The organism is Nocardioides sp. Root240 (genome assembly GCF_001428825.1).
Lineage (GTDB): Bacteria > Actinomycetota > Actinomycetes > Propionibacteriales > Nocardioidaceae > Nocardioides.
The window spans coordinates 529,822-552,674 of sequence record NZ_LMIT01000010.1; the positions used below are offsets into that span (position 1 = coordinate 529,822).

A 22,853-nucleotide genomic window follows, 5' to 3' on the forward strand; every position below is an offset into this window, starting at 1 on the left:
CCTCCGTCCAGAAACGGNGGGGCGGCGCGACGAGATCAGCCCCCACCCGATGCGTTCGCCCATCAGGTGGGCCGGAATGCCGTCGGGCGCCCTCGCGTGATCTGGACTGAGTGGAGCGAGCGACCGAGGAACGAGGGAGCGAGCGCAGCGAGGGAAGATCACGCGATCGAAGGGGGCCCGACATGCGCGAGCGAAGCGAGCGCCATCAAACATCCTCCTCCAGCCACTGCGCGAGCCGGCCGCCCTCGCTGACCTGGCGCAGCCGCTGCTCCGTGGCCTCGCGCAGCTTGCGAGGGGTGACGACGAGCAGGTCGTCACCGTGCCGGAGGACGGTACGACGCTCGGGCACCATCGCCTGTCCGTCGCGGACGATCATCGAGACGTTGGCCCCCACGGGGAGCCTCAGCTCACCGATCTCCACGCCGTGCAGGCGCGAGACCGGGCTGATCGTGACCTGCAGCAGGTCTGCCGCGACCTTCTCCAGGGGGGCGGCCTCGAGGTCGAAGCCGCGTGGCTCCGAGCGTCGGGTCACCCGCAGCACCCGCGCCACCCAGGGCAGGGTCGGGGCGGTGATCACCGTGTCGAGGATGACCAGCACGAAGACGATGTCGAAGAGCCGGGTGGCGCCGTCGACGCCCTCGGCCAGCGGAATCGTGGTGAGGACGATGGGCACCGCGCCGCGGAGCCCGGCCCAGGAGAGGAAGCCGAGCTCGTTCCACGGCATGGGTCTGACCACCGCGCTGGCGAGGACCGACAGCGGTCGGGCGAGCACGGTGAGCAGGGTGCCGGTGACGACCGCGGTGCCGATCGTCCCCCAGGTGATCCGCTCCGGCGAGAGCAGCAGGCCGAGCATCACGAACAGCCCGATCTGCGCCAGCCAGGCCAGCCCCTCGACGAACGAGCGGGTGGTGGCGCGGTGCGGGAGGTCGGTGTTGCCGAGGACCAGCGCGGCGACGTACACGGCGGCGAAGCCGCTCGCGTGGACGGCGGCCGCGGTGCCGTAGGCGATGAAGGTCAGGCACAGGACCGCGATCGGGTAGAGGCCGGACGACGGGAGTGCGGCGCGGCGCATGATCCATGCGCCGCCGAAGCCCGCGGCGAGGCCGAAGAGGACACCGGCGACCAGCTCGTAGACGACGATCCCGGTGGCGCCGAGCCAGCCGTGCTCGCCGACGGCGCCCGACGCGATGAGGGTCACCAGGACGACCGTCGGGGCGTCGTTGAGACCGGACTCGGCCTCGAGCGCGCCGGTGATCCGCTTCGGCAGGGGGACGACGCGCAGCACGGAGAACACCGCGGCGGCGTCGGTCGGCGAGCAGACCGCGCCGAGGAGGATGGCGAGCTCCCATGACAGCCCGAGCACGAAGTGGGCGCCCACGGCCATCACACCGATCGAGACGACCACGCCGAGGGTGGCGAGGGAGAGCCCCATCCGCATGGCCGGGCGCGCGTCGCGCCAGTTGGTCGTGAGACCACCCTCGGCGAGGATCACGGCCAGCGCACCAAACCCGATCGCGTGCGCGAGCTGGGCGTCCTCGAAGCCGATCCCGGCGCCCGCCTCACCGAGCGCGACGCCCATCAGCAGGTAGACGAGAAGACTCGGCAGACCCGCGCCGGAGGACATCCGGACCGCCAGCACCGCGAGGAACGTGACCGCGGCGCCGATCAGCAGGAAGGAATCGAGCTGGTGGACGTCGAAGGTCATGCGGTTGTCACTCGGCTCTCGTCGGGTGGCGGGGCCCTAGTCTATCGGTAGAACGTGTTCTAGATTTGTCCCGTGACTGCTGACTCGAACCTTCCGGCCGGCCTGGCCATTCCCGCCGCCCTCCCCGCGAGCGAGCTCCCCCACGACGCGGAGTCCTTCGACGTCGTCGTGGTGGGCTTCGGCATCGCGGGCGGTTGCGCCGCGCTCGAGGCCGCGCGCTCCGGCGCCCGGGTCCTGCTGCTGGAGAAGGCCGCCGTCCACGGCGGCACCTCGTCGATGTCGGGCGGGCACTTCTACCTCGGCGGCGGTACGGCGGTGCAGCAGGCCACCGGTCACGAGGACTCCGTCGAGGCGATGATCGGCTACCTCATGGCGTCGACCAAGGACCCCGACCCGGAGAAGATCCGCGCGTACTGCGAGGGATCGGTCGCCCACTTCGACTGGCTCGAGGAGCTCGGGTTCCAGTTCGAGCGCTCGTACTTCCCCGGCAAGGCCGTCATCCAGCCCGGCACCGAGGGCCTGATGTTCACGGGCAACGAGAAGGTCTGGCCCTACCGCGACGAGGTCACCCCGGCCCCGCGCGGCCACAAGGTCCCCGTCCCCGGCGACACCGAGGGCACCCGGATCGTGATGGACCTGCTGCGCGACCAGGTCGAGAAGGAGGGCGTCGAGGTCCGCTACGAGACCGGCGCCACCAACCTGGTGGTCGACGGTGACCCGATGACCGGTGCCGTGGTCGGCCTGGCGTGGAAGTCCTTCGACAGGACCGGCGTCATCCGCGCCGGCTCCGTCGTCGTCGCGGCCGGCGGGTTCGTCATGAACGCCGACATGGTCGCCCGCTACACGCCCGCACTGGGGGTCAACCTGTTCACCCTCGGGTCGACGTACGACGACGGGCTGGGCATCCGGCTCGGCGAGTCCGTCGGCGCGGCCCTGGAGAACATGGAGGAACCCTTCATCACCGCGCCCTTCTACCCGCCGTCGTCGCGGTGCAAGGGGATCATCGTCAACAAGCACGGCCGCCGCTTCGTCGCGGAGGACAGCTACCACGCGCGGACGTCGTACCACGTGCTGAAGGAGGACGACGCGGTCGCGTACCTCATCGTCGACAGCGAGCACCTCGGCGAGGACCACATGCCGCTGGTCCCGCTCAAGGACGGCTTCGAGACCCTCGAGGAGATGGAGGCCGGCCTCGGGATGCCCGCGGGCGTGCTGGTCGAGACGGTCACCCGCTACAACGAGTTCGCGGCGCGCGGCGAGGACCCCGAGCTCCACAAGCACCCCGACTGGATCGCCCCGCAGACCGCCGGCCCCTGGGCGGTCCTCGATCTCTCGCTCGGTGTCGCGCTCTACGCCGGCTTCACCATCGGCGGCATGGCGACCACGGTCGACGGCGAGGTCCGGCGCACCGACGGCTCGGTCGTCCCCGGCCTGTACGCCGCCGGTGCCTGCGCCGCGAACATCGCCCAGGACGGCAACGGCTACTGCTCGGGCACCCAGCTCGGCGAGGGCTCGTTCTTCGGCCGCCGGGCGGGACGGCACGCGGCGGGAGTTTCACCGGCCGGCCGGTGAAACTCATTTCCGGCGCACCTAGGTTGGTCCCGTGACCGACCGCTTCACCGCCGCCCTGCGGGCGAACGTCCCGCCGTTCCACGTCATGGACCTGCTCGCGGGGGCAGCGGAGAGGCAGCGCACCCACGGCGACCTGCTCAACCTGGTCGCGGGCCAGCCGAGCACCGGCGCACCGGCGCCGGTCACCGCCGAGGCGATCCGCCTGCTCGGGACCGGCGACCCGCTCGGCTACACGACGGCGATCGGGATCCCCGAGCTGCGGGAGGCGATCGCCGGGCACCACCGCCGGCGCTACGGCATCGACGTGACGGCGGACGACGTCGTGCTGACGACCGGCTCCAGCGGCGGCTTCCTGCTGGCCTTCCTCGCGGCCTTCGACGCCGGCGCCCGCGTGGCGATCGCGCGCCCGGGCTACCCCTGCTACCGCAACGTCCTCGCCGCGCTCGGGTGCGAGGTCGTCGAGATCCCGACCGGCGCCGAGACCCGGTTCCAGCCGACGGTCGACCAGCTCGCGGAGGCGCACGCGCGGCAGCCGCTCGACGGCCTCGTGGTCGCCAGCCCTGCCAACCCGACCGGCACGATGCTCCAGCCCGAGGAGCTCGCCACGATCGCCCGCTGGTGCGAGGAGAACCGCGTCCAGCTGGTCTCCGACGAGATCTACCACGGCATCCAGTACGCCGGCGCCCGCGCCAGCTGCGCCTGGGAGACCTCGCGCGAGGCGGTCGTGTTCGGCTCGTTCTCGAAGTACTTCTCGATGACCGGCTGGCGGCTCGGCTGGATGCTCTCCCCCGAGCGCCTGCGACGCCCTGTCGACATCCTGACCGGCAACTTCAGCATCTGCCCGCCCGTGCTGGCCCAGCACGCCGCGCTGGCGGCCTTCGAGGAGGCGTCGTACGCCGAGCTCGACGGGCACGTGCAGCGCTACGCCCACAACCGCGAGCTCCTGCTCGAGGGACTGCCCCGGCTCGGCATCACCGAGCTGGCGCCCGCCGACGGCGCGTTCTACGCCTACGCCGATGTGGCCCACCTGACCCGGGACTCGATGGCCTACGCGCGCGACCTGCTCGCCCGCACCGGTGTCGCCGTGGCGACCGGCATCGACTTCGACACCGTCGACGGCGGCCACTTCCTGCGCTTCAGCTTCGCCGGATCGACCGACGACATCGTGCGCGCGCTCGACCGGCTGGACGGCGCGCTCTGACCAGTACCGGTCACGCACAGGTTTGATCACGCGACAAGTGGGAAGGGCGCGACTCATGTACGGCGACACCGAGCTCATCCGGCGTCGGGTCTCCGCATTGCGCGACCAGGGCGCCGACGTACGCATGCTGGCCGACGAGCTGGTGGCGCGGGTCGACGGCCTCGGCTGGGGCGGCCGTGCCGGCCAGGCGATGCGCGAGCGGGTCGTCGAGCGGGCCCGCCACCTGCGCACCGCCGCCGACCGGCACGTCGCCGCTGCCGACGCGCTCGCCGACCACGCGGAGGCCGTCGACGGCACCGCCGAGGAGATCGTCCAGCGACAGGCCCGGGTCACCGCGCTGGTGACCGACGCGCGCGGGCGGATCGCAGCGATCGCCGCCCGCAACGAGACCGGCGAGGGCCCGCAGGTCCTGCCCGACCCGGTCGACGAGCAGCTCGCGGCCTTCGTGCCGCCGCCGGCCGGCCACCGCGACTGGCTCGCGATCGACCTCCCCGGTCTGGAGAGCTGACGCGTGCCGACCATCGACCTGACCGCCGTCGCCGTCCGCGACGAGGTCCGTCCGCAGCACCCGCTCGACGCCGCGCCCCGCCGGATCGGGCTCACCCTCGCCGAACTGCAGCACGCCGCCCACCTCGCCGGCGACGCCCCGCTGCCGTTCGAGGTCGCGCCGCCGACCGAGGCCGACACGATGCAGTCGCGCCTCGGCTCGAGCCCGGCCACGACCGACGACCAGTCCTACCGCTCCGTCGTGGTCGCGCTCCACGACGGCGCCGACGCCCTCACGCGCCGCGGGCTGCTCTCCGACGGCGTGCTCGACCCCGGCCTGGCCGGCGCGATCGGGCTGCTCGCCTCGCCCCGCACGGCCCTCGACATCGACCTGCGGATGGCCGGCGTGCAGGCCAAGGTCTGGCACCGCCAGGACGCCACCGCCGTCGCCTCGCTGGCGACCGTCGACGGCATCGTCTTCGAGCTCGGCTGGTTCGCCACCGACGCCTGGCCCGGCGAGCTGGCCCGTGTCGCCGCGATCAGCGAGGACCTCGAGCTGGGCACCTCCGCCGTCCCGGCGTACGTCGACCTGCCCTTCGAGCTCGCCGACGCGGCCGCCGAGGCGACCCGGCTCGGTCGCGGCGACCTGCTGCCGGTCCTCGCGCGCCGCCACGCCGGCGCCGTACGAGGGCCGGGGGGCGTGCTCGCCGACGATGCCGTCGCCCGCGTGCTGAACGCGCTCGCGAGCGAGGCCCAGGGCCGCCTGCGGGCCCTCGTAGCCGACGTCTCCGGCGCGAGGATCGACACCGCGGGCGTGGTCTCGTGGACGCTGCTCGCCGACGGCTGGCGCGCCCTGCGGCCGCACCGCGAGGACGGCGTGCCGCGCCTCGAGATCCGTGCCGTCGCACCGGACGACCTGGCCACCGGGCTGGCACCGGTGCTGGAGGGCGTGCGATGACCGCCCCGCAGGCAGAGGAGCCGCTGAGCGCCGTCCAGGCGGCCGACCTGGCCGACAAGTACGACCAGATGCTGCGCCTGGCCGACCTCTTCGACGACGCGGGCGCGCAGATGCGGGAGTGGGCCAAGCTCGGCCGCGACGTGCTGACCGACCCCGAGGTCGTCGCCTCCACGCCGCTCTCCCCCACCACGTGGGCGACCGCCGAGGAGGAGCTGCGCGCCGCGACCACCGGCAAGGACGGCCTGCTCAGCCGGTCGATCGAGCTGGACGCCGACGCGCTGGTGCTGCGCGCGACGGTGCTGACCTACCGCTGGATCGACGAGCTCCAGGCGGCGGCCTACGAGACCCTCGGCTCCATCGCCGGCAAGGCGATCGGCTACCTCGCCCCCCAGGTCTCCCTCGGCGGTGCGATCGTCGCGGCCGGCCTGATCGAGACCGATGCGCTCGACCGCGACGGCGTCGCGGCCTACCTCAACGAGCTGGCCGAGGCGAACCCCGAGCTGATGGAGCACGTCACCACCGGTGGCGGGCTCCTCGACAGCCTCCAGATGCGCGGGCTGCTGACCGCGGGCGTCCTCTCCGGCGAGAGCGGACGGCCCGCACGGGCCGGCGGGCTGCGTGCCGCGGGCGTCGTACCGCTCGGCGACGACTGGGGCGCCGCCCTGCGCGACGTCGCTGTCGACCTGCCCGACGACGCCGCCTCCGCGACCCCGCCCGTCGGCGGGGACGTGAGTGACGCGGCCGAGGCGCCGAGCGGCCTCGCCGACCTGATGACCCTGCTGGCCGGCAGCGACGACACCGAGCCCGTGCGCATCCACCGCGTCGGCCCGGGCCGCCTGCTCGCCTTCCTCTCCGGCGGCGCGGCACCCACCCCGAGCGCCGGCCGGCTGCGCCTGGTCGCGGGTGGCGACTCGTCCGGCCACGCCACCGCGGTCGTCGAGGCCCTGGCCGCGGCCGCCGCGACCGAGGACGGCGAGGCCCGCGTGATGCTGGTCGGCCGGGGCAGCGGCGGTGCCGCCGCCATCGAGATCGCCACCCGGCGCGACCTCCCCGGCTTCGTCGTCGACCAGGTCGTCACCGCGAGCGCCCCGTCCGCCCAGCTGCCCGTGCTCCCCGCCGACGTGCAGGTGCTCTCGCTCGAGGACCGCAGCGACCCGGTCGCCCTGCTCGGCTCGCTGATCAACGCCGCCACGGCCAACCGCCTCACCGTCGTCTACGACGCGGGCACCGACCCCGACGTACCCGCGCTCGTCGCCGGCGGCCGGGCCGCGGACCGGGCCGACCACCCCGACCTGGTGGCCGCGCTCGACCGCTGGCGTGCGCAGGGCTTCCTGCGCTCGACCGCCTGACCCTGACCGTCCGACCGGTCCCGCTGGGGACGTCGTGCGATCCATGTCACGTCCTCCGCGGGGGACGGCCGTCGGCGTGCCCGGAAAAGGAACGAGTTCCTTGACAAAACCGGGGTCAATGTATGCAACATGTTGTTGCGCTAACTCAGTGCATGCTCCCGCTTTCGATGATGAAACGGATCGAGGAACGATGACCGCCACCGCCGACCGCACCGCCGAGACCCTCCCCGAGACCACCCCAGGGACCGAGGGACTGAGCTACCAGGAGACCCTCCGGGTGCTCTCCGAGGCCTCGGTGCACCAGCACTTCGACGCATTCCTCGACATCGCGTGGGACAGCCCGGAGTTCGAGGTCGTCCCGAACGACCCGCGCTGGGTGCTTCCGGAGGTCGACTCGCTCGGCGGCACGGACTGGTACAAGTCGCTCCCGCTGGAGCGCCAGATCGAGATCGGCCAGTACCGCCTCGCCAACATCATGAAGGTCGGCCTGCAGTTCGAGCAGGTGCTGATCGGTGGCGTGATGAGCCACCTGATCGCCATGCCGAACAACCGTGCGGAGTTCCGCTACTCCACGCACGAGGTGACCGAGGAGTGTCACCACACCCAGATGTTCCAGGAGGGTGTGAACCGGATCGGCGTCGACGTCCAGGGCGGCCCGAAGTGGTTCGTGAAGATCGCGCCCTTCCTGTGCCTGGCCGGCGGCCCGCTGCCCAACATCTTCTTCTTCGGCATCCTCGCCGGCGAGGAGCCGATCGACTACCTGCAGAAGTCCGTGCTCCGCTCGGGCCACGAGCTGCACCCGATCGTCGAGCGCGTGATGCAGATCCACGTCGCCGAGGAGGCGCGCCACATCGGCTTCGCGCACTCCTACCTCGTCGAGCGCTCCAAGGACTACGGCACGATCCAGCGCTTCGGCCTCTCGCTGGCCTACCCGATCATCATGCGCGCCCTGTGCGACGTGATCATGAAGCCGACCAAGCAGATGCAGAAGGACCTGGGCATCCCGAAGTCGGTCATGCGCGAGGTCTACTGGAAGTCCGACAAGTCCTCGAAGCTGCTGCGCGACACCTTCGGCGACGTCCGCATGCTCGCCGACGAGCTGGGCCTGATGAACAAGGTCTCCCGCCAGGTGTGGCGCCTGCTGGGCATCGACGGCCCGTCGTCGCGCTTCCGCAGCGAGCCGAAGTCCGCCGCGGTCTGACGCGCTGACATGGCCTACGTCGTCACGCAGTCGTGCTGTGCCGACGCCTCGTGCGTCGTCGCCTGCCCGGTCAACTGCATCCACCCCGCCCCCGGCGAGCCGGGCTTCGGCACCACCGAGATGGTCTACGTCGACGCGACCGCCTGCGTCGGCTGCGGTGCCTGCGCCACGGCCTGCCCGGTGGGCGCGATGGTCCCGGACGCTGCCCTCACCACGAAGCAGCTGCCGTTCATCGACCTCAACGCTGCCTACTACGACGCCTTCCCGCACGCCGACCGCACCCCGGTCGCGCTGGTCCCGCAGCAGCGCCGGCTCACCCGCACCGGCCCGTTCCGCGTCGCCGTCATCGGCGCCGGCCCGGCCGGCCTCTACACGGCCGACGAGCTGCTGAAGCACCCCGAGGTCGAGGGTGTCGACGTCTACGACCGGCTGCGCACGCCGTACGGCCTAGTGCGGCACGGCGTCGCCCCGGACCACGCGTCGACCAAGCTGGTCACCCGGCTGTTCGAGGCGATCGAGCGGCAGCCGCGCTTCCGTTACTTCTTGGGGGCCGCCGTCGGTGACGAGCTGACGCTCGCCGACCTGCGCCGCAGCTACCACGCTGTGGTGTACGCCGTCGGCGCGTCCGCGGACCGCGCCCTCGACATCCCCGGCGAGAAGCTCGTGGGCTCCGTGCCGGCGACCGCCCTCGTGGGCTGGTACAACGGCCACCCCGACCAGCAGGACCTCGAGGTCCCGCTCGCGCACGAACGGGCCGTCGTGGTCGGCAACGGCAACGTCGCGCTCGACGTGGCGCGGATCCTGACCCGGCCCACCGAGGTGCTCGAGCGCACCGACCTGGCGCCCGGAGCCCTCGACCGGCTCCGCGGCAGCGAGGTCCGCGAGGTCGTCGTGCTCGGTCGCCGTGGCCCCGCCCAGGCGGCGTTCACCGTGCCCGAGCTGATCGGCCTGGCGGCCCTCGACGACGTCGACGTCGTCGTCGACTGCGACCCCGCACTGCTCACCGGCGACGACCAGCGCAGCCAGCTGCTGCGCGACCTCGCCGCGCGTCCTGTCGACCCGACGTCCGCGAAGCGGCGGATCGTGCTGGCCTTCGCCGTCTCCCCCGTCGAGGTGCTCGGCGAGGACGGCCGGGTCACCGGTGTCCGCGTCGCACGCAACCGACTCGTGACGGGTGACGACGGCGCCGTGCGCGCCGAGACGACCGACGACACCTTCGTGCTCGACGCCGGTCTCGTCGTCCGCTCCGTCGGCCACCGCGGCCTGCCCGTCGCCGACCTTCCCTTCGACGAGCGCACGGCGACGGTTCCGAACCACCAGGGCCGCGTCGAGCCGGGCGTCTACGTCGTCGGCTGGATCAAGCGCGGTCCGGTCGGCTTCATCGGCACCAACAAGACCTGCGCCCAGGAGACCGTCGAGACCATCCTCGACGACCTCGACCACGGCCTCCCCGAGCCGACGGGAGCCCTCGCGGACGCAGCCGCCCTCGTCCGCGAGCGGCTGCCCGAGTCGACCGACCTCGGCGGCTGGCAGCGCATCGATGCGGCCGAGCGCGAGCAGGGTGCCGCCGCCGGACGTCCCCGCGTCAAGATCTCCGACGCCTCGCTGCAGCGCGCGATCGCCGCGGCACCGCCCGTCGCACGCCGCCGCGGCCTGCTTCGGCGTACGGTGTCGCTCACATCTTGAGCGGCTGGTGAGCAGCTCGTGAGCATCCGAGGGGGTGTCGCCATGGGGACGGCGAAGCGCGACAACACCGACGGTCGCAAGCGGCGCTGGCAGGAGCACAACGCTGCCCGCCGGCAGGCCGTCATCGACGCCGCGATCGTCGTCCTGAACCGCGACCTGGCCCCCGGCGACGAGCTCAGCGTGCAGCAGATCGCCGATGAGGCCTCGGTGCACCGGACCGTGCTCTACCGCTACTTCGAGGACCGGGTCGACCTCGACCTGGCGATCCAGCGCGAGGTCTGCCTTCAGGCGGGCGAGGTGCTGCTGTCGACGATCACGCTGGAGGGCACGATCCAGGAGATCGTGCACCGCGTGATCGGGGCCTACGTCACGTGGGCCACCGACAACATCGCTCTGATGCGCTTCGCCGAGCACCAGGTCAACGGCACCACCGAGCGTCCCCTGGACGACGCGATCGGCCAGTTCGCCGAGCAGATCGAGATCCTGATCGGCGGCATCCTCGCCCTGCTCGACGCCGACGTCACCGAGGACGACCGCGACGCCCTCACGCCCTGGGTGTTCCTCCTCGTCGGCGGCGTGATGGCCGCCGTCCGCAACTGGAGCTCGCGCGACGAGCTCCGCCCCGCCGCCCCCGCGTTCATCGACCTGCTCGCCGAGGTGACCTGGCTGCAGATCGAGGGCCTCGTCGCCAGCCGCAACATCGAGGTGCCCGACGTCCCCGTCGAGCAGCTCCTCAACCTGAAGGAAGCACCATGACCGACTCCGTCCCCACTGAGCACCTCGACGTCCTCATCGTCGGCGCCGGCCTCTCGGGCATCGATGCGGCCTACCACGTCACCACGTCGCTGCCCGGCAAGACCTACGCCCTCCTCGAGATGCGCGACTCGCTCGGCGGCACCTGGGACCTGTTCCGCTACCCCGGCATCCGGTCCGACTCCGACATGCACACGCTCGGCTTCGGCTGGAAGCCGTGGAAGGGCACCAAGGCGATCGTCGACGGGCCCGACATCCTCGCCTACCTCAAGGAGGCGGCGGCCGAGCACGGCATCGACGAGCACATCCGCTACCACCACAAGCTGGTGCACGCGGAGTTCTCCACCGAGGACGCCCGCTGGACCGTGACCGTCGAGCGCACCGACACCGGCGAGACCCTCCAGCTCACCTCGAACTTCCTGTGGTCGACCTCCGGCTACTACCGGTACGACGAGGGCTTCACCCCCGACTTCCCCGGCGTCGGCGACTACGAGGGCCAGCTGATCCACCCGCAGCACTGGCCCGAGGACCTCGACTACGACGGCAAGCGGATCGTCGTGATCGGCTCCGGCGCGACCGCGGTGACGCTGATCCCGGCGCTGGCCAACTCCGGTGCCGGCCACGTGACGATGCTGCAGCGCACGCCGACGTACATCATCAGCCAGCCGACCTACGACAAGGTGTCGGCCGAGATGTACAAGCGGCTGCCCGACAAGCTCGCGCAGAAGCTGGTCCGCACCCGCTACCTGACGAGCCGGATCGCGTTCTACGAGTTCTGCCAGGCCCGGCCCAAGGAGTCGCGCGCGCTGCTGCGCAAGCTGCTCGAGCGCCAGCTGCCCGACGACGTGAAGTTCGACGAGCACTTCAAGCCGCCGTACGACCCGTGGGACCAGCGCCTGTGCGCCGTGCCCGGCGGCGACCTGTTCAAGGCCCTGCGCCAGCACAGCGTCGACATCGTCACCGACCACATCGACACGTTCACGCCGAAGGGCATCCTGCTGAAGTCCGGCAAGGAGCTCGAGGCCGACATCGTCATCACCGCCACCGGCCTCAACCTGCAGATCTTCGGCGGCGCCACCCTCGGCGTCGACGGCCAGGTCATCTCGCCGTCCGACACCATGGCCTACAAGGGCCTGATGCTCAGCGGGATCCCGAACTTCGCGTTCATCATCGGCTACACCAACGCGTCGTGGACGCTGAAGGCCGACCTGGTGTGCGAGTACGTCGTGAAGGTGCTTCAGCACATGGACCGCACCGGCACCCGCACGGTCGTCCCCGTCCGCGATCCCTCCGTCACCGAGGAGCCCTTCCTCGACTTCGAGGCCGGCTACGTCATGCGGTCGATCAACGCGCTGCCCAAGCAGGGCTCGCAGTTCCCGTGGCGGCTGAAGATGAACTACTTCAAGGACGTGCTGGTGTTCCGCAAGCCCGTCGAGGACAAGGCGCTCGAGTTCAGCTCCTGAGCTCGCGGGAGTTTCACCGGCCGGCCGGTGTTTCTCCCGTGCTTGGACGACGAAACTCACGCTTGGACGNNNTTTCATCGTCCAAGCGTGAGTTTCACCGGCCGGCCGGTGAAACTCATTTCGACCTCACCAGGCGAGGTCGTGCACGAACTCCTGGAGCTGAACGAGGTTCCGGCACTCGATCATCGGCACGATCTCGCCGTAGGTGGGGGCGGCGGAGTCGCCGGTGCCCCAGTTGCGCTCGTGCTCGGGGTTGAGCCAGAACGAGCGCTTCACCGCGCCGGTCAGCCGGCGCAGGGTGTCCTCGTGCAGGTCGCTGTAGTTGGAGCGGGCGTCGCCGAGGATCAGCAGCGTGGTCTTCGGGGTGAGCGCGTCGAAGAAGTTCTCGTCGAACTTGGTGAACGCGCGGCCGTAGTTGGTCCGCCCCCACAGCGCGGCGTGCGAGGCGGACGCCGCCAGGTCGGCGAGGACGTCGACCGGGTCGGCGCCGGGCCGGAAGTGGCCGGTGACCTCGTGCACGTGGTCGATGAAGGTGAACGCGCGCATGCTCTGGAACACCTCGCGCAGCGCGAAGACGAACAGCAGCGTGAACTGAGCGAAGTTCGCCACCGATCCGCTGACGTCGCAGAGCACGACGAGGTCCGAGCGGTGCGGGCGCTTGGGCCGGTGGTGCGTGGTGATCGGGACGCCACCGGTCGCGATCGAGGCCCGCACGGTACGACGGAAGTCGAGCGGCGCCGTCCGGGCATGGCGTGAGTGCTGCTCCTTCGCGAGCCGGGTCGCGAGGCGCCGGGCGAGCGGGAAGATCTCCTTGCGCATCTCGTCGAGGTCGGAGCGCCGGGCCGCCATGAAGGCGAGCTTGTCGATGCTGGGCCGGATCGCGACCTCGGCGACGTGGTCGGGCCCCTTCTCCTCGGCGATCCGCCGGCGGGCGTCGTCCTCGACCATCCCCGTGAACTCGCCGATGCGGCGGTGGGCGCGGCGCCGCGCCTCCTCCTCGCCGACGTCGTCGGTCATCAGGCCCTGGACCAGCTTGTCGACGAGCTCCTGCGGGGCGACGCGCTGCAGTGCGGTGTACGCCGACCACGACGAGAGGCCCGGGCCGCGGCCGGGCATCGCGCCGAAGGTGCCGACCATCTCGGCGGCCATCCGGCGCAGCTCGGCCTCGTCGATCTCGCCGGCCTGCAGCATCTCGGCCAGCCGCTCGCGGAAGTCGCCGAGGGCGGCGGCGTTGTCCTTGACGGCGCCGCCCTCGCCCTGGGCGGGGAGACCGTCGGCGGCCTGCGCGGCCGCGCCGTCACCCACCATCGCCGGGAAGTAGACGTCGAAGAGGGCGTCGAAGGTCGTGCGCTGCGCCTGCTTCTTGACCATGGTCGCCGCGAAGGCGTCGCGCACCGTCGCGCGGTCGGACCACTTCAACGCCGAGAGCGCCGCGACCGCGTCGAGGTCCTCGGCGAGGGACACGGACAGGCCCGCGCCCCGCAGCGCCTCGACGAAGGCGAGGTGGCGGTCGAGCAGTCCGGAGCGGTCGGCGTTCATCGGATCATCCAGCCCGGTTGAGCTTGAGCTCCTTGGTCGCGCGGTCGTGGTCGGACTGGTGCTTGAGCACCGCGCCGAGGGTGCGGGCGATCGCGGCGGCGTCGAGGTCGCGGATCTCGAGCGCGATCAGCGTGCGCGCCCAGTCGACGGACTCCGCGATCGACGGCGCCTTCTTCAGCTCCAGCTCCCGCATCCGCGCGACCGTCTCCACGACCTGCTGGGCGATCCGGTCGTCGAGGCCGGGCACCTGCTGCTGCAGGATCTGCCGCTCGCGGGCCGCGTCGGGGTAGTCGATGTGGAGGTAGAGGCAACGTCGCTTGACGGCCTCGGACAGCTCGCGGCTCGCGTTCGAGGTCAGGACGACGTACGGGCGCCGTAGCGCCGCGACGGTGCCGAGCTCGGGGATGGTGACCTGGAAGTCGCTGAGGACCTCGAGCAGCAGGCCCTCGACCTCGATGTCGGTCTTGTCGACCTCGTCGATGAGCAGGACCGTCGGCTCGTCGCGCCGGATCGCCGTCAGCAGCGGCCGGGTGAGGAGGAACTCCTCGGTGAAGATGTCGTCGTGCGTGGCGTTCCAGTCCTGCCCGCTACTGCTGGCGGCGTTGGCGGCCTGGATGCGCAGGAGCTGCTTCTTGTAGTTCCACTCGTAGAGCGCGCGAGCCTCGTCGAGGCCCTCGTAGCACTGCAGCCGCACCAGCTCCGCGCCCGTCGCCCGCGAGACGGCCTTCGCCAGCTCGGTCTTGCCGACCCCCGCCGGGCCCTCCAGCAGGAGCGGCTTCTCGAGCGCGCCGGCGAGGAAGGTGGTGGTCGCCGTCGCCGCGTCGGCGAGGTAGCCGGCAGCCTCCAGCCGGGCGGCGACGTCGGTCGGTGACTCGAACCAGGTCATGGGCCCATCCTGCCCGTTGCCACGCCCGAACGGTGACGGGGTCGGCGCAGATCACACCCGGCGGTCGTGACTCCGGGCGCCCCGGGTCGTTGAGTTCGACAACGGGACGACCACCGACCACGGAGCAACCAGGGGGGAAGCTGATGTCAGATCGTGCTGCTCCCGCGGCCTGGTTGCGCGCGGCGGTCCACTCGGTCCGTACGGCGACGACCGTGGCCGGGCTGACCCTGCTCGTCGGCTTCGGAGCCATCGGCGTGATCGCCGAGCCGCAGCCCACGGCGCCGTCCGAACGCCTCGGCATGTCGTCCGGCCCGCTCGAGGACATGATGCAGATGAACCGGTGCTCCTTCACCGGCTTCGACCGCACCGTCATCCCGAGCAAGGCCATCGTGCGCACCCCCGAGGGCGACACCGAGCTGGTCACCTTCGACCGTGGCTGGGACGTCTTCAGCGGCAAGATCGCGGGTGAGCTGGTCGCGGTGTGCCTCGGTCCCGAGACGGCGCCCAAGCCCTCCCCGAGGTCCTCCCGTCACTGACCCCGCCGTCAGGTGAGGGCGCCGCCCAGGAAGCGCAGCACGTCCGGCGCGATCCGCCGCCAGTACCCGCTGTCGTGGTCGCCCAGCTCGAAGCCGCCCGCCGGTTGCTGCCGCTCCGGGAAGCCCTCCACGTAGTCGCGCGTCGTGGCGTAGAACGGGTCGCCCATCCCGCAGTCCACCCGGACCCCGATGCCGGCCAGCCGTTCCTGCCGGCCCATCACGGTGACCTGCTCGAAGTCAGCGGCGTCGTCGTACGCGCCGGGCGCCGTGTCGTCGTACCGGTGCCAGAGGGCGGGTGACATCGCCGCCACCGCCGCGATCCGCTCCGGCCCGAGCGCCGCAGCCAGGTGCAGTGCCCCGAAGCCGCCCATGGACCAGCCCACGAACCCGATCCGGGCGGTGCTGACACCCTGCTTCTCGAGCAGCGGCAGGAGCTCCTCGACCACCATCGTCTGCGCCCGGTCCCCGCTCGCGCGGTCGTGCCAGTACGTCTCGCCCCCGTCGACGCTGGCCACCGCGAACGGCGGTACGCCGTCCGATGTGAGCGCTGCCATGAACCGGTCCAGCGCCAGCCGGTCTCGGCGGAAGGCACTCGTGTGGTCCTGCCGTCGTCCGTGCAGCGCGACGACGACCGGCAGCCGCTCGTCGGGATCGACACCGGGCGGCCGCGCCAGCGCCCAGCCGACGTCCGTCCCCCGCGCTCGCGACACGAACGCCCCGCGGACCACCCGCCCCGGCTCCACGTCCGGTACGAGGCCGTCCGGGCCGTCGTGCCCCAGGTGGTGGTAGAGCGAGGCCTTCCCCGGGAGCACCTCGAGCTCCACGCCGGCCAGACCGGCTCCACCGACAGCAGCCGCCGCCGCGCTTCCCCACAGAAGGCGGCGGCGGCTGACCCGTCGCTCCGGCACCGTTTGCTCCACGCGACTACGACGCGCGGGCCGGGCGGACGGTTGTCACTTGACGCGGGCGACCGTCTTCGCCGACGGCATGCCCTTGAGGGTCAGCGCCGTGACCGGGACCGCGGTGATGCGCAGCGGCTGGTTCTGGCTGAACGACCACGTCGAGGTCCCCGACGAGACCCGGCAGATCAGGTTGACGTTGGCGGCAGCCGGCAGCGTCATCGTCGCGGAGCCCGTGACGCCGGTGCCGAACGTGCCGCTGCCGGGGGCGCCAGCCTCGGCACCGTAGAGGGAGCCGCGGTTCAGGTAGCAGTCGAGGTCACCGGCGCCGTTGTAGGAGCCCGGCCCGAGCCAGACCTCGTAGTTGAAGAGGTAGGTGCCGGCGGGCAGGTTGGGCAGGGTGTAGGTGTGGCCCGACGACGCGGTCGAGGAGCCGGCGTAGGCCCAGACCCAGGCGCGGGTGCCGAGGACGCTGGCGTCCTTGCCGTCGACCTTGTCGGCGTTCAGGTTGGTGACCCGGCCCTTGCCGTTCACGGCGAACGGGGCAGCGGTGCTCGTCCTGGTCTTCACCGACAGCACCGGACCGTTCGTGGTGCGGGCGATGCTGGTGAGCCGGTCGGCGCTGTTGGCCTTGCCGAGCAGGAAGCCCTTGCCGGTCGCCGCGATGGCGGCGGTGTTGGCGGCGAGGACGAGGACCGTCACCGCACCGATGACGGTGAGGAAGGTCGCGATCTTGGAACGCATGGTTTGTTCTCCTTCGGTACGCCGTGGGGGACGGCGCTGGTCGGGGGGGTGAGGGACGAGCCCCCACTGGCCCGTCCCTCAGGACGTCGCACAGCCTCGACGAGCCGCCTTAAAAACACCTTTCGCCCGGTCGTGGCGCCCTACCATGGCCGCGTGAGTGTGCCTCTCCTCGGGCTGGGCGCCGAGTCGCCCGTCGCGCTGGTGCACTCACCCCGCGTCGCCGCCGACGCACTCCTGACCGAGCTGGTCGAGGCCGCCGATCCGCTGGCGTCGGCCCGCCGGCGGGCGCCCGAGCTGACCGCGCTCCTGCTGCGTGAGCACTGGACCGCGCTGCTCGACCGGCTGGTCCCGGCGCCCGAGCCGGTCCCCGGCTGGCTGGCGTGGCGCGCCACGTACGGCCTGCACCACCTCGGCCACCTGCGCGACGCTGCCGCGGTCGCCGAACGGGCGGACCCGGCGGCGGACCCGGCCGACCGCGCGCGCCTGACCGCCATCCGCGCGTCGATCGCCTGGAACCGCGGCGACCACGCAGCAGCACGCGGGTACGCCGAGGAGGCGGGTGCGCTCGATGCCGAGGCGAACGGTGCCGCGCAGGGCTTCGTCGACGTCGCGCTCGCGCTGCTCTCCGCCGCCGACGGCGACCGCGACGCCAACTTCTGGTACTACGAGCGGGCCAAGGCCTGGGCGCAGCGCACCGGTGACGACCTGACGCTGGAGCGCGTGCTGAACAACCTGGCCTCCCGGTCCCTCGAGGAGGGTGCCCCCGAGGCCGCGGTGGCACTGGCGATCGCCGGCCAGCAGGTGAACCTACGCACTGGGCACCAGTCGGGGCTGGCACTGCTGCGGCACAACCTCGCCGAGGCCCTGATGACCCTCGGCCGCCTGGACGAGGCCCTCGCCTCCGCCCACCAGGCCCGTGCGTTCTACGCCTCGGCGGGCTCCCCCAACTCGGGCAGCTCCTGGCAGCTGGTCGGGGACATCCAGGCCACGCTCGGCCTCGCGACGCAGGCCGCTGCGTCGTACCGTCACGCGGTCGCGGCGGCCGAGATCGAGGGCGACGCCCAGACCCTGGTCCCCTCGCTCTCCGGGCTGGCGCTGGTCACCGCGCTCGAGGACCCCTCGGGAGCGGCGGCCCTGGTCGCCCGGGTGGAGCGCGAGCCGATCGCCGTTCGCGGAGCGGCGAGCCTGACCGCCGCCGCCTGGGTCCACCTGTGCACCGGTGCCCCGGACGCCGCCCGCGCGCAGGCCGAGCTCGCCGTCGTCGAGGCCGGCCGCGTCAACGACCTCACCCGGACCGCCGAGGCCCTCGAGCTCCTCTGCCTGCTCGACGGCACCAGCGCCGACGACCCGCGCCTGCACGAGGCCGGGCAGCTGCGCCAGCGCATCGGCGACCCGATCCGGGTCGCGGTCCACCGCCTCGTCACCGCGCACCTCCGTCGCGATCCGCTCGAGCGTCGGCTGGCGGTCCAGCAGCTGCGCGCCCACGGCGTGGTCGCCGACGCCAGCCGGATCGCAGGGCAGCTGCACGTCGTCGGCGCCGGCACCACTGCCGCCCCCGTCCGCGTGCACTCGCTGGGCGGCTTCGTCGTGCTGCGCGACGGGATCCCGATCGGCAGCGGCGAGTGGCCCTCGCGCAAGGCGCACGAGGTGCTGCGCCTGATCGCCGCCCACGGCTCCGCCGGACTGACCCGTGCCCAGCTCGCCCAGCTGCTGTGGCCCGACGCCCGCGACGTCAGCAACCGGCTGTCGGTCGCCCTGTCCCACCTGCGAACCGCGCTCGACCCCGACCGCCGGCACCCCGCCGACCACTTCCTGCGGTCCGACGGCGGCCGGTTGGTGCTGGTCGCCGAGCACGTCGAGCACGACGTCGAGGAGTTCCGGTCGGCGGCCCGGTCCGCGCTCGGCCAGGTCCCCAACAGCCCGGCGGGCCCTGCCGGCGAGCACGCGCTGGCAGCACTGGAAGCGGCCGCATCCCTCTACACCGGCCCCTTCGCCGAGGGCGAGGACGCCGAGTGGGCCGACGAGCTGCGCCAGGAGCTCGACGCCGTCGCGCGCGAGGTCGTGCGCGCCATCGCCGTCCTGCACGCCGGCCGCGGCACGCCGGCCGCCGCCGTTCCTTGGTTGACCCGGCTCCTCAGCGGCGACCCGTACGACGAGCCGGACCACCTCGCCCTGATCGCCGCGCTGCGCGACGCCCGGCGCTTCGGCGAGGCCAAGCTGGCCCACAGCCGTTACCAGGAGCGGATGACCGAGCTCGGGGTCGACGCCGTCGGCTGGGACGCCGTCGGCGGCTGAGCCGGCAAAACCAGATCGGACCGGGTCGAGGACCCGGTCCGATCAGTGGCGGTGACGGAGGGATTTGAACCCTCGGTGGACTTGCGCCCACAAACGCTTTCGAGGCGTTCTCCTTAGGCCGCTCGGACACGTCACCGCGGGAGAGATTACCGGAGGGTGACGGGCGGCCGAAATCGGGCCGGTACGGCGGGCGACGTACGCCGAGCGGGCGGTGGACGGACCGGGCCGGTCTCGGACGAGATCCGTTGCAACGTCGTTGCAACGTTGCGTCGGCATCGTCGGAGGCACGAGAGATGCTGGTCACACGGGGGACGACGTTGTCTACTGGACTCATGACGCAGGAGCCCGCGCTGCACCGCATGCGGGCGGAGATCGCTGCCTCCTGGGAGCGTTCGGCGGCCGCGGGCGTCGATGTCGGCCAGCGCGAGGCGCCGGTGACGCTCGACGCGCCGGACCTGGCCGGGCAGCGCGAGGCCCATCCGCTGGCGCGGGTGTTCCCGCTGCTCGACGACGTGCTCGGCCGGGAGGTCCGCGACTGCGGCGCGGTCATGGCGCTCGCGGACGCCGAGGGCACGCTGCTGTGGGTCTGCGGCGACACCGAGAACCTGCGCCGGGCCGAGCGGATCGGCTTCGTCGAGGGCAGCAACTGGGACGAGCGCCTCGCCGGCACCAATGCCCCCGGCCTCGCCCTGGCCACCGGCCGCGACGCGTTCATCACCCGCGACGAGCACTTCCGCTCCTCCGTCCGGCCGTGGAGCTGTGCCGCGACGCCCATCCACGACCCCAGCACCAGCCAGGTGCTCGGCGTCCTCGACGTCACCGGTGGCGACGAGATCGTGGTGCCGCAGACCATGGCGATGGTACGAGCGGCCGCGCGCCTCGCGGAGGCCGAGCTGGCCCGTCACCTGCCACGTCCGCCCGTGGCGGACCGCCCCACCGGTTTGCGCCTCCTGCTCGAGCTGCTCGGCCACAACGAGGCGCTGGTGACCGTCGACGACGGCCGCGGCAAGCTCACCCGGCTGCGACTGACCCGGCGCCACAGCGAGATCGTCGCGCTGCTGGCCGCCTCCCCCGCCGGCCTCACCGGCGACGAGCTGGCCGTGCTGCTCTACGAGGAGGACGGCGGCACGTCCACGCTGCGCGCCGAGCTCAACCGCCTGCGGGGGTTGCTGGGCGACGAGCTGCTCGCCTCGCGCCCGTACCGGTTGACCGCGCCCGTCACCGGCGACTGGCTCGCCGTCGAGGCGCAGCTGGCCGCGGGCGACCTCCACGCCGCCATGCAGGGGTACGGCGGCCCGGTCCTGCCCCGCTCGACGGCGCCCGGCGTCGTACGGCTCCGGGAGGGTTTGGCGGCGTCCCTGCGCCAGGCCCTGCTGCGCTCCCGCGCGCCCGAGCTGATGTCGGCGTGGACCCGCTCCGGGTGGGGCCGCGACGACTACGACATGTGGCTGGCCCAGCGGGCGACCGTCCCGGCCACCTCGCCGATGCGCGCCCTCGTCGAGGGCCAGATCGCCCGCCTGGACAGGGAGTTGATGTAGCCGTCAGGTCTTCTCGACCTGCGGGGCAACGAACCTGCAACGTTGCGACTCCTAGCGTCGTGATCGCCGTCACACGGACGGATCCACCGACACCTGGAGCATCCCATGACCGTCTACGCAGCACCCGGACAGCCCGACTCCCTCGTCACCGTCGCGAGCCGCTACGGCCACTACATCGGCGGTCAGTGGGTCGACCCGATCAAGGGCGGGTACTTCGAGAACATCTCGCCGGTCAACGGCAAGCCGTTCACCGAGGTCGGCCGCGGCACCGAGGAGGACATCGAGGCCGCGCTCGACGCCGCACACGCCGCCGCCCCCGCCTGGGGGAAGGCGTCGGCCACTGTTCGCGCCAACATCCTGAACAAGATCGCCGACGTGATGGAGGCGCACCTCACCGAGATCGCCGTCGCCGAGACCTGGGAGAACGGCAAGCCGGTCCGCGAGACCCTCGCCGCCGACATCCCTCTCGCCGTCGACCACTTCCGCTACTTCGCCGGCGTGCTGCGGGCGCAGGAGGGCTCGGCGGGCGAGCTCGACGAGACCACGGTGGCCTACCACTTCCACGAGCCGCTGGGCGTCGTCGGCCAGATCATCCCGTGGAACTTCCCGATCCTGATGGCAGTCTGGAAGCTCGCCCCGGCGCTGGCCGCCGGCAACGCAGTCGTCCTCAAGCCCGCCGAGCAGACCCCGTGGTCCATCCTCAAGCTGATGGAGCTGATCGGCGACCTGCTCCCGGCCGGTGTCGTCAACGTGGTCAACGGCTTCGGCGTCGAGGCCGGCAAGCCGCTCGCGTCGTCGTCCCGCGTCGCGAAGGTCGCCTTCACCGGCGAGACCACGACCGGCCGGCTGATCATGCAGTACGCCAGCCAGAACATCATCCCGGTGACCCTCGAGCTCGGCGGCAAGAGCCCCAACATCTTCTTCGAGTCGGTCGCCGACGAGCGCGACGCGTTCTACGACAAGGCACTCGAGGGCTTCACGATGTTCGCGCTCAACCAGGGCGAGGTCTGCACCTGCCCCTCGCGCGCCCTCGTGCAGCGCAGCATCTACTCCGACTTCGTCCACGACGCCGTGAAGCGTGTCGAGCAGGTCAAGCAGGGCAACCCGCTCGACGACACCACGATGATCGGCGCGCAGGCCTCCAACGACCAGCTCGAGAAGATCCTGTCGTACATCGAGATCGGCAAGGAGGAGGGCGCCAAGCTGCTCACCGGCGGTGAGCGCGCGATCCTCGACGGCGACCTCGCCGAGGGCTACTACGTGACCCCCACGGTGTTCGAGGGCGACAACTCGATGCGGATCTTCCAGGAGGAGATCTTCGGCCCAGTCGTCTCGCTTACCGGCTTCGACGAGGAGGCCGACGCGCTCAAGGTCGCCAACGACACGCTCTACGGCCTCGGTGCCGGCGTGTGGACCCGCGACGGCGCCCAGGCCTACCGCGCCGGCCGCGAGATCCAGGCCGGCCGGGTCTGGACCAACTGCTACCACCTCTACCCCGCCGGGGCGGCGTTCGGCGGCTACAAGCAGTCCGGCATCGGCCGTGAGAACCACAAGATGATGCTCGACCACTACCAGCAGACCAAGAACCTGCTCGTGTCCTACAGCCCGGACGCGCTCGGCTTCTTCTGATGGATCGTGTGGCGGTCACCGGTGAGGCTGCGGAGCTGCTCCGCAGCCTCACCGAGGCGCACGGCCCGCTGATGTTCCACCAGTCCGGCGGCTGCTGCGACGGTTCGGCGCCGATGTGCTACCCGGACGGCGAGTTCCTGCTGGGCGGTGCCGACGTCCACCTCGGCGACCTCGACGTCGGCCTGGACCGCGCGGTTCCGGTGTGGATGTCGAAGGCGCAGTTCGAGTACTGGTCGCACACGCACCTCACCATCGACGTCGTCCCGGGCCGCGGCGCCGGCTTCTCCCTGGAGGCGCCGCACGGTGTTCGCTTCCTCATCCGGTCGCGGCTGCTGACCGACGAGGAGTACGCCGGGGCCTCGTCGTGATCGCCCGTGAGGTCGCGCTCCTGGTGCGCGACCTCACCCGGTGGG

General features: G+C 72.0%; 19 protein-coding genes and 1 tRNA gene. 14 read left to right on the forward strand and 6 right to left on the reverse strand.

Going from position 1 to position 22,853, the window contains the following annotated elements:
• Positions 1–205 precede the first annotated feature (205 nt).
• Complete coding sequence (locus ASE20_RS12615; RefSeq protein WP_056894883.1) at positions 206–1,705, reverse strand: potassium/proton antiporter; 1,500 nt, start codon at positions 1,703–1,705, stop codon at positions 206–208.
• Between the two features lie 72 nt (positions 1,706–1,777).
• Here ASE20_RS12615 and ASE20_RS12620 point away from each other — a divergent pair, with 72 nt between their 5' ends.
• The 9 genes from ASE20_RS12620 to ASE20_RS12660 all read left to right on the forward strand — a co-directional run bounded on the left by ASE20_RS12620 (position 1,778) and on the right by ASE20_RS12660 (position 12,374).
• Positions 1,778–3,277, forward strand: coding sequence for an FAD-binding protein (locus ASE20_RS12620; RefSeq protein ID WP_225869103.1), 1,500 nt, complete (start codon positions 1,778–1,780; stop codon positions 3,275–3,277).
• Positions 3,278–3,308: 31 nt separating this feature from the next.
• Positions 3,309–4,478 carry a pyridoxal phosphate-dependent aminotransferase gene (locus tag ASE20_RS12625; protein WP_056894884.1) on the forward strand — a complete coding sequence of 390 codons (1,170 nt, stop codon included), beginning with the start codon at positions 3,309–3,311 and terminating at the stop codon, positions 4,476–4,478.
• A gap of 55 nt (positions 4,479–4,533) precedes the next feature.
• Complete coding sequence (locus ASE20_RS12630) at positions 4,534–4,986, forward strand: hypothetical protein (RefSeq protein WP_056894885.1); 453 nt, start codon at positions 4,534–4,536, stop codon at positions 4,984–4,986.
• Between the two features lie 3 nt (positions 4,987–4,989).
• Positions 4,990–5,922, forward strand: coding sequence for a hypothetical protein (locus ASE20_RS12635; RefSeq protein WP_056894886.1), 933 nt, complete (start codon positions 4,990–4,992; stop codon positions 5,920–5,922).
• A complete protein-coding gene (locus ASE20_RS12640; protein ID WP_056894887.1) occupies positions 5,919–7,271 on the forward strand; it encodes a hypothetical protein in 1,353 nt (450 codons plus the stop codon). Before ASE20_RS12635 ends, ASE20_RS12640 begins: the two co-directional genes overlap by 4 nt.
• 190 nt (positions 7,272–7,461) lie before the next feature.
• On the forward strand, positions 7,462–8,472 hold the full coding sequence (locus ASE20_RS12645; RefSeq protein WP_082612346.1) for an AurF N-oxygenase family protein: 1,011 nt from the start codon (positions 7,462–7,464) through the stop codon (positions 8,470–8,472).
• 9 nt (positions 8,473–8,481) lie between these two features.
• Positions 8,482–10,158, forward strand: a complete 1,677-nt coding sequence (locus ASE20_RS12650; RefSeq protein WP_056894888.1) for an FAD-dependent oxidoreductase — start codon at positions 8,482–8,484, stop codon at positions 10,156–10,158.
• A gap of 42 nt (positions 10,159–10,200) precedes the next feature.
• Positions 10,201–10,914, forward strand: a complete 714-nt coding sequence (locus ASE20_RS12655) for a TetR/AcrR family transcriptional regulator (RefSeq protein WP_056894889.1) — start codon at positions 10,201–10,203, stop codon at positions 10,912–10,914.
• A complete protein-coding gene (locus tag ASE20_RS12660) occupies positions 10,911–12,374 on the forward strand; it encodes a flavin-containing monooxygenase (RefSeq protein WP_056894890.1) in 1,464 nt (487 codons plus the stop codon). The genes ASE20_RS12655 and ASE20_RS12660 overlap by 4 nt, the downstream gene beginning before the upstream one ends.
• 126 nt (positions 12,375–12,500) lie before the next feature.
• Here ASE20_RS12660 and ASE20_RS12665 read toward each other — a convergent pair whose 3' ends face one another.
• Both ASE20_RS12665 and ASE20_RS12670 read right to left on the reverse strand, forming a co-directional pair.
• On the reverse strand, positions 12,501–13,913 hold the full coding sequence (locus tag ASE20_RS12665; RefSeq protein ID WP_056894891.1) for a VWA domain-containing protein: 1,413 nt from the start codon (positions 13,911–13,913) through the stop codon (positions 12,501–12,503).
• 4 nt (positions 13,914–13,917) lie between these two features.
• Positions 13,918–14,799 carry an AAA family ATPase gene (locus tag ASE20_RS12670; RefSeq protein WP_056894892.1) on the reverse strand — a complete coding sequence of 294 codons (882 nt, stop codon included), beginning with the start codon at positions 14,797–14,799 and terminating at the stop codon, positions 13,918–13,920.
• Between the two features lie 143 nt (positions 14,800–14,942).
• Here ASE20_RS12670 and ASE20_RS12675 point away from each other — a divergent pair, with 143 nt between their 5' ends.
• Positions 14,943–15,335 (forward strand): hypothetical protein, encoded by a 393-nt coding sequence (locus ASE20_RS12675; RefSeq protein ID WP_157538513.1) that lies wholly within the window; start codon positions 14,943–14,945, stop codon positions 15,333–15,335.
• 8 nt (positions 15,336–15,343) lie between these two features.
• On the opposite strand, the gene ASE20_RS12680 is transcribed toward ASE20_RS12675, so the two are convergent.
• Both ASE20_RS12680 and ASE20_RS12685 read right to left on the reverse strand, forming a co-directional pair.
• On the reverse strand, positions 15,344–16,243 hold the full coding sequence (locus ASE20_RS12680) for an alpha/beta hydrolase (protein WP_082612347.1): 900 nt from the start codon (positions 16,241–16,243) through the stop codon (positions 15,344–15,346).
• Between the two features lie 45 nt (positions 16,244–16,288).
• The gene (locus ASE20_RS12685; RefSeq protein WP_056894895.1) at positions 16,289–16,978 is read right to left on the reverse strand and encodes a hypothetical protein; all 690 of its coding nucleotides are present in this window, start codon (positions 16,976–16,978) and stop codon (positions 16,289–16,291) included.
• 153 nt (positions 16,979–17,131) lie between these two features.
• Here ASE20_RS12685 and ASE20_RS12690 point away from each other — a divergent pair, with 153 nt between their 5' ends.
• Complete coding sequence (locus ASE20_RS12690; protein WP_157538514.1) at positions 17,132–19,273, forward strand: BTAD domain-containing putative transcriptional regulator; 2,142 nt, start codon at positions 17,132–17,134, stop codon at positions 19,271–19,273.
• A gap of 46 nt (positions 19,274–19,319) precedes the next feature.
• On the opposite strand, the gene ASE20_RS12695 is transcribed toward ASE20_RS12690, so the two are convergent.
• Positions 19,320–19,409 (reverse strand) — tRNA-Ser (locus tag ASE20_RS12695).
• A 196-nt stretch (positions 19,410–19,605) separates the two neighbouring features.
• Between ASE20_RS12695 and ASE20_RS12700 the strand changes: the two genes are divergently transcribed.
• From ASE20_RS12700 to ASE20_RS12710, 3 genes are all read left to right on the forward strand, one after another.
• Entirely contained in the window at positions 19,606–20,811 is a 1,206-nt protein-coding gene (locus ASE20_RS12700; protein WP_056894897.1) for a GAF domain-containing protein, read from the forward strand.
• A 105-nt stretch (positions 20,812–20,916) separates the two neighbouring features.
• The gene (locus ASE20_RS12705) at positions 20,917–22,440 is read left to right on the forward strand and encodes an aldehyde dehydrogenase family protein (protein WP_056894898.1); all 1,524 of its coding nucleotides are present in this window, start codon (positions 20,917–20,919) and stop codon (positions 22,438–22,440) included.
• A complete protein-coding gene (locus tag ASE20_RS12710; RefSeq protein WP_056894899.1) occupies positions 22,440–22,808 on the forward strand; it encodes a DUF779 domain-containing protein in 369 nt (122 codons plus the stop codon). Before ASE20_RS12705 ends, ASE20_RS12710 begins: the two co-directional genes overlap by 1 nt.
• Positions 22,809–22,853: the final 45 nt, after the last annotated feature.